Source organism: Reichenbachiella sp., assembly GCF_965223055.1.
GTDB lineage: Bacteria > Bacteroidota > Bacteroidia > Cytophagales > Cyclobacteriaceae > Reichenbachiella.
Genome location: NZ_CBDCVM010000010.1, coordinates 327,501 through 340,837 on the forward strand (window position 1 = coordinate 327,501; position 13,337 = coordinate 340,837).

The following is a 13,337-nucleotide window of genomic DNA, read 5'->3' on the forward strand; positions in this document are numbered from 1 at the left end:
TAATAATTTCAACATTGACTTATCTAATGGGCTTGATTGCCCCTTGGTGGTCTGCCATAACTGCAGCTGCTTTAGTCGCATTTTTTTTACCTGGAAATAATTTTAATGCGATTTTAAGTGGGTTTATGGGTGTTGGTTTGATTTGGATGGTCCTAGCATGGAAGATAGATGTAGAAACCAAATCAATCATGTCAAATAAAATGATTGAACTCTTTCCAGTAGACGATGTGAATATGCTTATTATTATTACCGCAATTATTGGCGGTTTAGCTGGAGCATTGGGCGCATTTAGCGGTAATAGCTTTCGTCAAATTTTTATTAGAAAAAAAGAAAAGAGTTTTTACAATTAGAGATTAGTCAAGACCTTCTAGGTGATGGACATGTTCATCAATTAGATCTATTCGTTGTGTAATTACTTGTATGTATTTTCCTGCTTCTTTTTCCAGAGAGGCTGTTTCTTTTTCGTATTTATTGCCACCTTTTTTCCCATAGTTTCTTTCAACATCATTGAATTGATTACACTCCTTATGTAGAAAGTCTAAGAAGTTTTTCGTTGTGTATTTTTCTTCAACATGTTCAATGTCACTTAATGTCGCCTTTGCTTCAGCATCACTGTTTTCGTCAAACTTTGCTTTTACTGTTTTGTATAAAACCGTATCATAGTGATGAATCTTATTGAGCAGTCTTACCATTTCTACACGATAACTTCGATTAGTACAATATTGTGCTAGACCTTCATACTTTCCTAAATTAATGGCTTCCGCATCCCATTTTGCTGTGAGGTCATCTATAATAGTCGTGATGTTTTCAGTTTCATCTTGGGCTTGTGTCGTAAAGCTCGTTCCTATTAATAAGAAAGAAAGAATAAATAAGCGTTTCATAGTGTTTGGTTAAGAATGAGTATTAAACATAACTCGAATTTTTCTGGAAATCAAAAATGAATTTGAGATATTCAAAATTTAGGTTATGGATTAAGGTCTGTTCACTTGTAGAAGAGATAAAATTTCATATTGGAATAGTACAAGTTATTATGTTTAAGTAAATATTCGAATATTTAAACATTCCAAAATCTTCCGTTTATTCATAGAAGGATTTGTTGAATTGGTCGAATATTGGTTATATATTGTCCATAATCTTTTTGAAATGTCGGTAAAAAGATCATACTTGTATAGTCAATAGAAGTTGGCCTTATATTGGAAAATTGATATTTAGGTTAGATTTTTAACGATCCAAAAGATTAGCTCTTAGTTAGAGTAACGAAGCAAACTAGGTTATGAGATTTACGGCGGTCATTTTTGTGATACTTATCATGTGTTGCCAGTTTACTGTAATTGCCCAAGAGGCAAGTTACAACGAGGCCGTATCCCTTCTAGAAAAAACAAATTACAATAAGAAAAGAGGAAATTTGGAAGGCGCAATAGGACATGCCCTTCTTGGATTGGATCAAGCAGAAGCCTTAGGTAACCAAGAATTAATCATTCAGTTTAGAGAAGTTATTGGTGACATATATCTTTCCAAGAAAGACTATAAAAATGCAGTATCTTCATATCTCGCAATAATTTTAGCGGCCGAACGCCAAGTTGATCAAGCAAACTTGGGTAAAGGCAATTTAGCACTAGCAAATACTTATTCGAGAATGGGAGCCTATGAAAAGGCGAGTGATTACTATCAAAGAGCAATCGCTAATTTTGAAAAGTTAGGAAAGAAGAGGGATAAAGCAAGTGCGATTCAAGCACTTGGCTATAATTATAGTAACTCCAATCAATTTGATAAGTCTATTAAGACTTTTGAGACTTTACATAATCTCGCAATTAACGAAAGTTTATATTCATACATAAGTTCAGCACAGAAGCAGCTTTTTCTAGATAATATTAAAATCAATAACGCTGCTCAATCGACGAAATATGGATTGTCGTATTATGAAAGAATAAAGGACAAAGGAAATAACACAGAACTGTCTAATACGACAAGAAACTTAGCACTTCAATTTATTAAGACAGGTGACAATAAGAATGCGCTGAAATTTGCCAATATATCAGTGGATGTTGATGGTCTGAATACAATGTCATTAGAAACATTGGCAAAAGCATATGCTGCCAATGAGAATTATAACAAAGCAATTGAGAATTTTGAAAGAGCCTTAGAGTCGAATGAAAAGAAAAGAAATTCAGAAGGGATGGCTCGCAACTACAATCAAATGGCTGAATTAGCTATAAACCGAGGAGATTTGAGAGTAGCGGCAAATAATTTGAATAAAGCTGAAGACATAGGGATCGAGAGAAACATTAGAACTACTCTTCTGAATACGTATAGAATGTTAGCGCTGGTTAATCAGGAAAAAGGAAATGACGATCAGGAAGCAAAATATAAGTCTATGTATGAGGCTGTAAGGTTGCAAATTGGAGATCCAGATAAATACAGGAGCAAATTGTCTAGTGCAAAGGAGAACCTAGCTGAGAGCTATGAGCAAGAAGCAAGAGCTCGCATTTCTACAAGTGAAAATCGTAAATTGGCTCAAGAGAGAGAACGCTTGCAGGCACAGCAAAAACTAAAAGACATTGAGCTTATCGAACAGCAAGCGAAGCTTCAAGCACAAGAGCTCCAAGCGAAACGTTTGGAAGCAGAAAGAGCAAAGCAGGAATTGCTACTCACAGAAAAAACAGTGGAGGCTAGTAGTCGTGAAGCTGAATTGGAGAAACTGCAATTAGATGCTGAATTACAAAAATTAAGTGAGGAAGAGAGAGAGAAAAGGCTGGAATTAATAGAAAAAGAACGGGAGATTCTTCGACAGCAAACTGAATTGCAAGCTCAAAAAATTGAAAGCGACCGTCAGGCAAGAATGCTCTATTTCATGGCTATTGGGGCAACGGTTATTATTTTGGCTATTCTTGGGGTAGCCTTTTTTCGTACTTATAATAATAGTAAGACCATTAGAGAGCAGAATCAAAATCTTGCTGAACAGCAAAAAACTATTCTTAATAGAAATATTCAACTCAAGAAAAGCTCAGAGGCCATGTTGGCCATGAATAACAAGCTTAAAAAGGCTCATGTCAACCTAAAGGTTCTCCTCAAAAAAGAACAGGCAATCAAAGAGCAATTAGAAAAAACTAATCTTGATTTAAAGAATACTCAGGTTCATCTGGTTCAGGCAGAAAAAATGTCTTCTCTTGGTTTGTTGACCGCAGGAATTGCACATGAAATAAACAATCCTATTAATTTTGTTTCTAGTGGTGTGCAGTCCCTAACCAAGAATTTCGGTGAAATAGAAAGTTTCATAGAAAACTATCAAAAAGTATTGAGTCTGGATTCTTTTGAAGAGATTAAAAAATACGCTGCGGTATTAGAAGAAGACGAAGACGTATTGGGCGAGTTGAGTGACTCGAGTAAAGAGCTTCTTGATGATGTCCGCTATGGAATTGTAAGGATCACTGAAATTGTGAACGGACTGCGAAGTTTCTCAAGGCATGATGAAGCAGAGGTTAAAGAAACTGATATCAACGAGAGCTTTGATTCCGCACTACTGATATTGAAAAACAAATACAAAAACAAGACTGAAATAGTTAAGGAAATGGATGAAACGTTGAAGCCAATTCAATGTTTCCCAGGACAATTAAATCAGGTCTTTGTGAATTTGATTAATAACGCCATCGATGCCATCGATGAAACTGGAGAAATAAAAATAAAGACCATTAATTTGAATGATGATTCTATTGAAATTAGAATATCTGATAATGGTACAGGCATGCCTGATGACGTTAAGGATAAAATATTTGACCCATTCTTTACTACTAAAGAAATAGGTAAAGGAACTGGGTTAGGATTATCTATTTCTCATGGTATCATTGAGAAACATAGAGGAACTATTAGGGTAGAGAGTAAGATGGGTGTGGGAACCACTTTTATAATTAATCTTCCCAAGAAGTTAGAAGTAGACGATAAAATCTTAGAAGAAGAAGAAAACTTGAAATTAGGTTAGTATGGAATTAGTATTACAACGTCCACAGCGCAAGGAAAGCGTAAAAAAGTACAGTATTTTGTATGTGGACGATGAGCCTGTGAATCTTAGAATTTTTCAACATGCATTCAAAAGAGATTACAATGTTTTTACTGCATTGAATGGTTTTGATGCGCTTGAAATTTTAAATAATAAAAAAGTTGATTTGATCATTACTGATCAACAAATGCCTAGAATGTCAGGTGTGGATTTATTGGCAAAAATAGTTCCAAAACATCCTAGTATTGTTCGAATGATAATGACTGGTTTCAGTGATATTGGTGCTATCATAAGAGCTGTAAATGAATTTGGGTTAGATAAATATTTGGTAAAACCTTGGGACAGAGACCAATTAAAGGTTGAGTTTGATAAGGCACTTGAAAAAAAAGATCAGGAGGATAAATCCAAGTCCAGTAAAGATGTGGTAGATGCCGCAGATTTGGCTTATTCCTTTCTTCCAGATGAAGGAAACCTCAAGAAAATATTCAAAGATGGGTTTGCTATCTATGATAAGAACAAATCAAATAAGCATGGGTATTGGTTTGGGAGTACCGGTGACAAATCAATTGCAGCCTTCTATAATGGTGCAAATTCAAAAATGAACGCTATTGCCTTGAATTCTTATATAAATATGAGTCTTACGGAGATTGTATATAAGGATGGTGTTTTTAAGGCCACAGAAATCATAAAAAACTTAGCTTCAAAAATCAAATCAAGATTCGGAGCACACGGAGATATTGGATCGATTGATATAGCAGTGGTGCTTGTGGATAATAAAACTAAAAAAATAGCGTATTCTGGTGCCAATCAGGATATATATTGCTCACAGGATAGTGGTGGACTTAAATCTGTAAAAGGAGCGAGTGAAGCCATTGACCTGAATGATTTTGACGGGAATATAGAACAAAAAGCATTTGAGAATGTATCTACGATTTATATGATTTCTAAGGAAATGGTGAATCAAATAATACCATCCGACGATCCTAAGGTAGAAGGAAAAAACTTCTTACAAATGCTTAAAGGTTATTCCAAAGAATCCCTTAAGAATCAAGCGACTCAAATTGACGAAAAACTAAGCGGTGATAATACGAAGTGCATGCTAGCACTGAAAATAGTTTAGTCAAGAACACAGATCAAACCATCATTAAGGTATATTCGTTATTCCTTTATTTGAGGATAGAATCTTTTGTTAATTTTCAAAAACACTTTTTCAAGTTTCATTTATACTTGATACATAAGAATTGCAAACAACTTGATAGATGAGCATGCGACTATTATATTGTCTTATTGGGTGTTGCATTTTCAGTTTTAGTGTGATTGGGCAGCATAAATATGCTGAAGTGGGTGAATCCATGGAGGATTATATTCAAGAAAATCATCTCGAGAAAGTTGAAGAAATTGTACATAAACTAGCGTACTCAAAGCAATTCCTGAATCAATTTTTGGAAAAAGAGCGGCACATAATTGGAGAGGCAAGCAATCTGAAAAGAAGTGACGTCAAGATTGGTGACGATGTGGATATTTATGTAAAACACTTCACTGAGCATCAAAATTTCACCATGATTCTGGTGCCGATCAGTATCTATAGTTTAGCTGTTTATGATACCATATTATTTTCTGTACTGGAAGTGAGTGATATTTGGCTTGAGAGGGAATTTCCCTATGACAATTTCAAGAATGACTCCATCAAGTCAAGTCTATTGTCCATTAAAAATCATGCCTTACTAGCCGAGCATATATACGATCAGGCGTTGGATGAAACAAATTCAACTATGGGAGAAGTTCAACTAGAGCTTGATGAGACTTTCATTTCAACTAATACAATTCATGAAGGCGTTGGAAAAATGACGAAACATGAAAAAGAAGACTTTAAAAGTCATTGGGGCTTATTGAAAAAAGCTTTTACTCATAATGTCAATCTCAATGTAGAAATGAACGTTTATGTTTTTGGATTTGATGATTTGGAAGTCAAATGCAAAAATGTAAGAGGGGTTTCTAATTTTAAAGTTACACCTGGTAATATATTTCAACGCCATCATTTCCAAGAAGATTAGCTTTCCCAGTTTCTAGGAACTTTTTGTCATTTGATTTGTTTTTATTTTCTATGAAACCATTATCAATCTATTTACTAATCATTGTACTATCAAGCAGCTGCGTTGGTACTGATGTTATCGATGACTTTGTTCCTGCTAAAATTGAAATTACGAATCCTATTATGAGTCTCAAAGTTGGCGAGTCTTATGATCTTATGTATAGATATTTGAACAATGTGGGGCTACCAGAAAATACAGAAGTGCGTTGGGAAAGTAGCGAAGTTTCAATATTGGAAATAGATAATACTGGAGCACTAATGGCCTTGGAAAAAGGGCAATCAGAAATTAAAGTTGTGCTAGTAGAAAATGATGAAGTCATGGATAAGATCACTGTTGAAGCAGCTGATGAAACAATGGTCGTTTCTTCTAGCGACAAGTCTGGGACGATTACCACTACAAGTAGCTATGAATTAAGTGGAGACTTTTCAATAAATAATATTGCCGGGGGCGTAGAGATTTTGATAGCTGACAATTATGTAGCGTCTGAAGCATTGCCTGGATTGTATGTCTATCTTTCAAACAATCCGAGCACAGTAAGTGGTGCACTTGAAATTGGTGAAGTGACTGTTTTTTCAGGAGCACATAATTATAATGTTACCCAAGATGACTTAACGGTGGATACCTACGCCTATCTCTTATATTTTTGTAAGCCATTCAACGTAAAAGTTGGCCATGGTGAAATCCTAGACTAAACTTAACTTATGAGATTTTTGAAATTCACATGTACATTATCATTGATGATAATGTTTGCAAATCAACTGATGGCAGGAGGAGGTTGGGTGCATGCCAAAGGAAAAGGGTATTTTAAAATTGGGCAATGGTGGGTGATTGCTGACAAGCACTATACAGACACTGGCGAAACAGATCCAAATGTAACGATGGGTACTTTCAATACTAGTTTTTATGGAGAGTATGGAATTACTGATCGATTAAATGCTCAGATTTATTTCCCATTTTTTAGTCGGTCTTTTCATAATGAAGTTGTGTCTGGTACTACAGGAGAGGTAATCATACCAGGACGAGCAATAAATTCCATTGGTGATACTGATATTGGATTGAAATATGGACTTATCGTAGGAAAACCAGTGGTGTTAAGTGCGCATTTATGGCTAGGCCTTCCATTGGGAAAGAGTGATTTTGATCCCAATGATATGAATACTGTTCCGTTGCTAACGGGTGATGGAGAATTCAATCAAATCCTAGGATTGACAGCCAGTACATCAAAAACTTATGGGAAAGTGAATGTATTTGTAAGCTTAGGTGCGGAATTCAACAATAGAACCAATGGGTTTTCTGATGAGACTCGTGTCAATGCTGAGTTGGGTGCAGTTATAAAAGAAAAACTCATTTTGATATACAAATTGCGGTGGTTGAATTCTTTGAAAAATGGAACTTCTACAGTAGAAAATGGTGCAAGTATATTTTCAAATAATGCAGAATACTTAGGTTACACCTATGAGTTAGCCTATAACATTACGAAGAGCTTTGGTGCCACTTTTAATTATGGTGCTGTTTATTCTGCTAAGCTGATATTTGCGAGCCCTGCCTATGAGGTGGGCGTATATTTCAAATTATAGATATGGATAAATCAGAAGAAGAGTGGAAAGAAATACTGTCAGAAGAAGAGTACTTCATTCTAAGACAAAAAGGAACCGAGCGACCCTTTACTGGAAAGTATAATGACCATAAGGAGGAAGGGAAGTACTTGTGTGCTGGATGTCAACAAGAATTATTCGAATCAGGAGCAAAATTTGACTCCGGTTGTGGTTGGCCAAGTTTTGATCAATCGATGGATAAAACAGTTGTCAAAGAATCCTTTGACAAATCTCATGGTATGATGCGGACAGAAATTACCTGCTCTAATTGTGATGGGCATTTGGGGCATGTATTCAATGATGGTCCTACTGAGACTGGTCAAAGGTATTGCATCAATTCTGGCGCTTTGAATTTCATCAAAAAGAAAGAACCAATTTAGCATTTCATTTTTCATTGCCTATTTTCGCCATTCATTAGCGAAATACTATGAAAGACGTCATTGTAATCGGAGGAGGAATTGTAGGTCTAGCCACTGCCTGGCAGATCAAGCAGCAATCTCCAAACCTGACCATCACCATATTAGAAAAGGAATCTGGCCCGGCACACCACCAGACAGGAAATAATAGTGGAGTGATCCATTCTGGCCTCTATTATAAGCCTGGTAGCCTCAAAGCAACAAACTGTATCAAAGGGTATGAGTTAATGCTTGACTTTTGTAAAAAGGAAGGTGTAGATTTTGATTTGTGTGGGAAAGTAGTGGTAGCGACAGGTGATCACGAAATTCCATATTTGGAAACTCTTTTTGCTCGTGGAGAACAAAATGGTTTGACCAATATGCAATGGCTAACCCCTGAAGAAATCAAGGAACATGAACCGTATGTGTCTGGGGTTAAAGGAATTTATGTGCCTCAAACGGGAATCATTGACTATAAGGAAGTTTGTAAAAAACTGGAAGAAAAACTTATTGAATTAGGTGTAACAATCTTTTATAAAGAGAAAGTTAATAATGTCAAACATCAAGGCTCGTCTAGTGAAGTAGTTACTACCAATAATGAGTATCATGCAAAATTGATTGTTAATTGTGCTGGACTTTATTCTGATAAGGTGTCCAAAATGACACCACTGAAACCTGACTTGAAAATTGTGCCTTTTAGAGGTGAATATTATCAGCTGAAAGAATCAAGTAAGCACTTGGTGAAAAACCTGATTTATCCAGTGCCCGATCCTAATTTCCCATTTTTAGGTGTCCATTTTACGAGAATGATGAGTGGAGGTGTAGAAGCTGGACCAAATGCAGTGTTGGCTTTTGCACGTGAAGGATATTCAAAGTCGGATATTAATCTTCCTGAACTTTTAGAAACCTTATCATGGCCTGGTTTTCAAAAAGTGGCGATGAAGTATTGGAGAACTGGATTTGGAGAAATGTATCGGTCATTTTCAAAAGCTGCTTTTACGAAAGCACTCCAGAAACTTATTCCAGATATCCGAGAGTCAGATTTAGAAATTGGAGGGGCAGGAGTTCGTGCTCAGGCTTGCGATCGATCTGGAGGGTTGTTAGATGATTTTCATATTTTGGAAAATGATCATTTTGTCAATGTTTGTAATGCGCCATCACCAGCCGCGACTTCCTCATTAGCCATTGGCGACGAGATAGCGAGTCGAGTGATCAAAAGGTTCTGAAATTGTTAATAACTGTGGGTTTAGATTATTAAAACGTTAAATTATTAGCACTTGCTTAAATTTTTCAATTAAAAATTATGAATTCATAAACTAATCCAAGAAACTTGCGTTGAAGAATTCAAAATTAAGACATTGAAAACTAGAAGTACCATAAACACAATTCAAAACGCGATGATGGCATGTTGTTGCTGTTGTGCACCTAATTGGTGTTTATGGGAAAGTTTATAATTTATAGAAATATCATACGATAAAAAATATAAAAAGGGCCTTTCTCCATTCGAGTAAGGCCTTTTTCGTTTTAAAACCTCAATATCTACAATGGTAATCAGTCAAGAAACAGAAATTGTTGAAAGTGTATTAGCGCTAGGAAATCACATTGGAAACACTCCTTTGTATGAGTTGCAACATATCTCACCCAAGAAATCAGTTCGCATCTTAGCAAAACTAGAATGGATGCAGTTCGGTGGAAGTGTAAAAGCGAGACCTGCATATAACATTATTAAACAGGCGGTATTAAATGGTGACTTGGGTCAAGGTAAAATACTTTTGGATGCATCAAGCGGCAACACCGCAATTGCCTACGCTACAATTGGTGCTAGGTTGGGCATTCCTGTGACCATCTGTTTACCTGAAAATGCTTCTTGGGAACGTAAGATGTTGCTCAAAGGGCTAGGGGTATCTATCGTATACACATCGAAGTTCGGATCGACTGATGAGGCACAAGAAAAGGCCATGGAGCTTTATGAAAATGAACCTGACAAGTACTTCCTGGCGGACCAATATGGAAATGAAAATAACTGGAAGGCACATTATGACACCACAAGTGAAGAAATTATTTCTAAGGTCAATGGAAGTTTAACACATTTTGTGACAGGACTAGGTACTACAGGGTCTTTCACCGGGATTAGCAAAAGACTGAAAGAAGTAAACGAAGGTATTACAACGATAGCTTTACAACCAGATGGTGCGCTTCACGGGCTCGAAGGGTGGAAAGACATGGAGACGGCCAAAGTGCCGGGTATTTATGACCCCTCATTGGCGGATCGTTTCATGAATGTAGATACCTTCGATGCCTATGAGACATTGAAATTAGCCGCAAAAAAGGAAGGTCTTATGATCAGTCCATCTGCAGCAGCCAATCTGAAAGGCGCTTTGCAATTGGCTGAAGAAATCGATGAAGGAGTGATTGTAACCTTGTTCCCGGACAATGCAGAAAAATACAGTGAGGTGATCAAGTCTTTGTTTTAAGATGAAGAATCAGATTCAAATAGCATCAGAAATACTGGAAGAGATGCATCGACATGCTTTGTCAGATTTTCCAAATGAATGTGTAGGCTTTTTCTACGGTCAATCAGAAGGAAATACCAAAACAGTAACTGAGTATGGACCGTTAGAAAATAGCAAAGAAGGGGATCAACGCAGAAGGTTTGAGGTTAACCCCTTGGATTATATGAAGGCTGAGCAATATGCGCTAGCGAATCAGCTGGAGCTTTTGGGGATATATCATTCTCATCCTTTGCATCCGGCTGTTCCTTCGGAGCACGATCTGAAGCAAGCGGTACCATTTTTTTCGTACATCATCGCCTCGGTAAATGAAACAAAAGTTGAGAAGACAACTTCTTGGCAACTGAATGAAGAAAACAAATTTGAAGAAGAATTATTAAAGAGCAATAAATAGCATTATGGCAAATATTATTATACCTACACCCTTAAGAAAATTTACAAACAACCAGGCTTCTGTGGAATCCAATGGATCTACGGTTCAGCAGTCTGTTGAAGATCTGGCTAAGCAGTTTCCTGATTTGAACAAACATATTTTTGATGCAGATGGGAAAATTCGACAGTTCATCAGAATCTATGTGGGAGATGAAGATATCAATGCTTTGGAAAATGAGAATACTAAAGTAGATGGTAGTTCAGTAATTAGCATCATTCCAGCGATAGCAGGAGGAGTTCAATAAACCCAAACCCATGGCAGAAGTAAATTTCTCAAAAGAAGAACTCGAGCGGTATAGTCGTCATCTGATTATCCCCGAATTTAATATTGAAGGGCAGAGAAAGCTCAAAGAAGCTAAAGTACTTGTTGTAGGTACGGGAGGATTGGGTAGTCCATTGTTGCTGTATTTGACAGCAGCTGGAGTGGGCAACATTGGCATCCTTGATTTCGATGTGGTGGATGATAGCAACTTGCAACGCCAGGTGCTGTTTACCGTGGAAGACGTAGGGAAACCAAAATCTGAGGCAGCAAAAGCCAGATTAGAAAAGTTAAATCCGCATGTCAATTTCACCGTCCACAATACCATGCTTACCTCTGAGAACGCACTGGACATTGTAAAGGACTACGATGTGGTGGCTGATGGAACGGACAATTTTCCAACCAGATATTTGGTAAACGATGCTTGTGTGATCCTGGACAAAGTAAATGTATATGCCTCTATCTTTAGATTTGAAGGACAAGTGTCAGTATTTAATTATAAGAGTTCAGATGGCGAATATGGTCCACATTATCGAGATCTATTCCCAACGCCACCACCTCCGGGTTTGGTGCCTAGTTGTGCCGAAGGGGGAGTCATTGGTGTGCTTCCAGGAATCATCGGTTCGTTGCAGGCCAATGAAGTTCTCAAGGTAGTTAGCGGAGTAGGTGATCCATTGGCGGGTAGGTTGTTTTTGTTTGATGCATTGACTTTTGAAACAAGGACAATGAAAATTCACAAGAATAAGAATACACCGGCAGTTACAGAACTCATAGACTATGAAATTTTCTGTGGTTTGGGTGAAAAAGAAGAATCGAAGAAAGTCAAGGAAATTTCCGTTGAAGAATTGAGTCAGTGGAAAGCCACAAAGAAAGACTTTCAATTGATTGATGTTCGAGAAGGGTACGAGTATGATATAGCTAATCTCGAAGGAGAGTTGATTCCGCTGACTGAAATCGAAGATCATGTGAATGAAATCAGATCGGATGTAGAGGTGGTGGTGCATTGTCGCAGTGGCAAGCGTAGTGCCGATGCTATTGTTCAGTTAGAGAAATTAGGATTTAAAAACTTATTCAACCTCAAAGGTGGTATTTTGGCCTGGGCAGATCAGTTGGATCCTGAGATGGCGAAGTATTAAGGATTACCTGATAAATTGACTAGTCCTAAATAAGCGTTACAGATTTTAGGATAAAATATTAGATAGCATCGGGTTTCAACTCGATGCTATTTTTGTTTCTATAGTTTCTGATCTTGACCTTATCTTGCTGGTGCATAAGGGCTGGTGTATTCATCCAACAGCTCCAATGAGGCCGATCATGATTGTAAATATAAATACTCTGCTCAATGAGTTTGTCCATTAGTGTTACATCTGATGTGGTGATCCCTAAGATAAATTCATGTTTCAATATCCCATTCACCCTTTCGGCTATAGCATTTTGATACGGATCATAGGTTTCTGTCATACTACAAGTAATTGCTGCCTCATCAAGCAACTGCTGATAAGCATCGCAACAATACTGCAACCCTCTGTCTGAGTGATGGATCAACATTCGCTCAGGATATATACGATTGGCAATAGCCATATTAAGGGCTGATATTGCACCTGAAGCATCTAGGCTTTTCGATACATCATAGCCCATGATCCGCTTTGAATAAGCATCCGTGACCAGCGATAAATACATCGGGTTTTTCCGTGTTCCAATGTAGGTGATATCCGATACCCATACTTGCTCAGGCCTTTGTATGGAAAGCCCATCAATAAGGTTTTTATGTTTTCTAAATCGATGATGTGAGTCAGTAGTAATATGATATTGTCTCTTAGGTGCTATTTGGAGGTGATTTGCTTTCATAATAGCAAATAGCCTGTCTCTTCCAACTCCCAGCGGCTGAAGTTGGTCATAAAGTAAATGATACAACTTTCTGGTACCGATACGAGGCATTTTCATACGCACCTTTTCAACCATGATTACTACCTTGGTGGCTATTTCTTGCTTTTGTTTACTCCTTCTGATAGAGCGGTAATAGATTTGCCTATTCATCCCCAACAGTCTACAGATCTGG

At 37.2% G+C, this 13,337-nt stretch carries 14 protein-coding genes; 12 read left to right on the forward strand and 2 right to left on the reverse strand.

The genetic code is table 11. The annotated features are described in order from the left end of the window. Positions 1-26: 26 nt before the first annotated feature. Positions 27-350 (forward strand): hypothetical protein, encoded by a 324-nt coding sequence (locus tag ACOQO5_RS09285; RefSeq protein WP_420581417.1) that lies wholly within the window; start codon positions 27-29, stop codon positions 348-350. Positions 351-353: 3 nt separating this feature from the next. Here ACOQO5_RS09285 and ACOQO5_RS09290 read toward each other — a convergent pair whose 3' ends face one another. Continuing rightward, positions 354-881 carry a hypothetical protein gene (locus tag ACOQO5_RS09290; protein ID WP_420581418.1) on the reverse strand — a complete coding sequence of 176 codons (528 nt, stop codon included), beginning with the start codon at positions 879-881 and terminating at the stop codon, positions 354-356. Positions 882-1,438: 557 nt separating this feature from the next. On the opposite strand from ACOQO5_RS09290, the gene ACOQO5_RS09295 reads away from it, so the two are divergent. The 11 genes from ACOQO5_RS09295 to moeB all read left to right on the forward strand — a co-directional run bounded on the left by ACOQO5_RS09295 (position 1,439) and on the right by moeB (position 12,414). Further along, the gene (locus ACOQO5_RS09295) at positions 1,439-3,976 is read left to right on the forward strand and encodes an ATP-binding protein (RefSeq protein WP_420581419.1); all 2,538 of its coding nucleotides are present in this window, start codon (positions 1,439-1,441) and stop codon (positions 3,974-3,976) included. Position 3,977: 1 nt separating this feature from the next. Beyond that, positions 3,978-5,114, forward strand: coding sequence for a response regulator (locus ACOQO5_RS09300; RefSeq protein WP_420581420.1), 1,137 nt, complete (start codon positions 3,978-3,980; stop codon positions 5,112-5,114). Between the two features lie 145 nt (positions 5,115-5,259). Beyond that, the gene (locus tag ACOQO5_RS09305; protein WP_420581421.1) at positions 5,260-6,048 is read left to right on the forward strand and encodes a hypothetical protein; all 789 of its coding nucleotides are present in this window, start codon (positions 5,260-5,262) and stop codon (positions 6,046-6,048) included. A gap of 50 nt (positions 6,049-6,098) precedes the next feature. Then, a complete protein-coding gene (locus ACOQO5_RS09310; protein ID WP_420581422.1) occupies positions 6,099-6,779 on the forward strand; it encodes an Ig-like domain-containing protein in 681 nt (226 codons plus the stop codon). Positions 6,780-6,830: 51 nt separating this feature from the next. Next, entirely contained in the window at positions 6,831-7,664 is an 834-nt protein-coding gene (locus ACOQO5_RS09315; RefSeq protein WP_420581423.1) for a hypothetical protein, read from the forward strand. 2 nt (positions 7,665-7,666) lie between these two features. Further along, a complete protein-coding gene (gene msrB / locus ACOQO5_RS09320) occupies positions 7,667-8,062 on the forward strand; it encodes a peptide-methionine (R)-S-oxide reductase MsrB (RefSeq protein ID WP_420581424.1) in 396 nt (131 codons plus the stop codon). A gap of 47 nt (positions 8,063-8,109) precedes the next feature. Further along, on the forward strand, positions 8,110-9,303 hold the full coding sequence (lhgO, locus tag ACOQO5_RS09325) for an L-2-hydroxyglutarate oxidase (protein ID WP_420581425.1): 1,194 nt from the start codon (positions 8,110-8,112) through the stop codon (positions 9,301-9,303). Between the two features lie 318 nt (positions 9,304-9,621). After that, positions 9,622-10,551 carry a PLP-dependent cysteine synthase family protein gene (locus tag ACOQO5_RS09330; protein ID WP_420581426.1) on the forward strand — a complete coding sequence of 310 codons (930 nt, stop codon included), beginning with the start codon at positions 9,622-9,624 and terminating at the stop codon, positions 10,549-10,551. Position 10,552: 1 nt separating this feature from the next. Next, a complete protein-coding gene (locus ACOQO5_RS09335) occupies positions 10,553-10,981 on the forward strand; it encodes a M67 family metallopeptidase (protein ID WP_420581427.1) in 429 nt (142 codons plus the stop codon). Positions 10,982-10,985: 4 nt separating this feature from the next. Continuing rightward, the gene (locus tag ACOQO5_RS09340) at positions 10,986-11,264 is read left to right on the forward strand and encodes a MoaD/ThiS family protein (protein ID WP_420581428.1); all 279 of its coding nucleotides are present in this window, start codon (positions 10,986-10,988) and stop codon (positions 11,262-11,264) included. A 10-nt stretch (positions 11,265-11,274) separates the two neighbouring features. Continuing rightward, complete coding sequence (moeB, locus tag ACOQO5_RS09345; RefSeq protein WP_420581429.1) at positions 11,275-12,414, forward strand: molybdopterin-synthase adenylyltransferase MoeB; 1,140 nt, start codon at positions 11,275-11,277, stop codon at positions 12,412-12,414. Positions 12,415-12,472: 58 nt separating this feature from the next. Here moeB and ACOQO5_RS09350 read toward each other — a convergent pair whose 3' ends face one another. Further along, a complete protein-coding gene (locus ACOQO5_RS09350; RefSeq protein ID WP_420579689.1) occupies positions 12,473-13,315 on the reverse strand; it encodes an IS3 family transposase in 843 nt (280 codons plus the stop codon). Between the last annotated feature and the right edge of the window lie 22 nt (positions 13,316-13,337).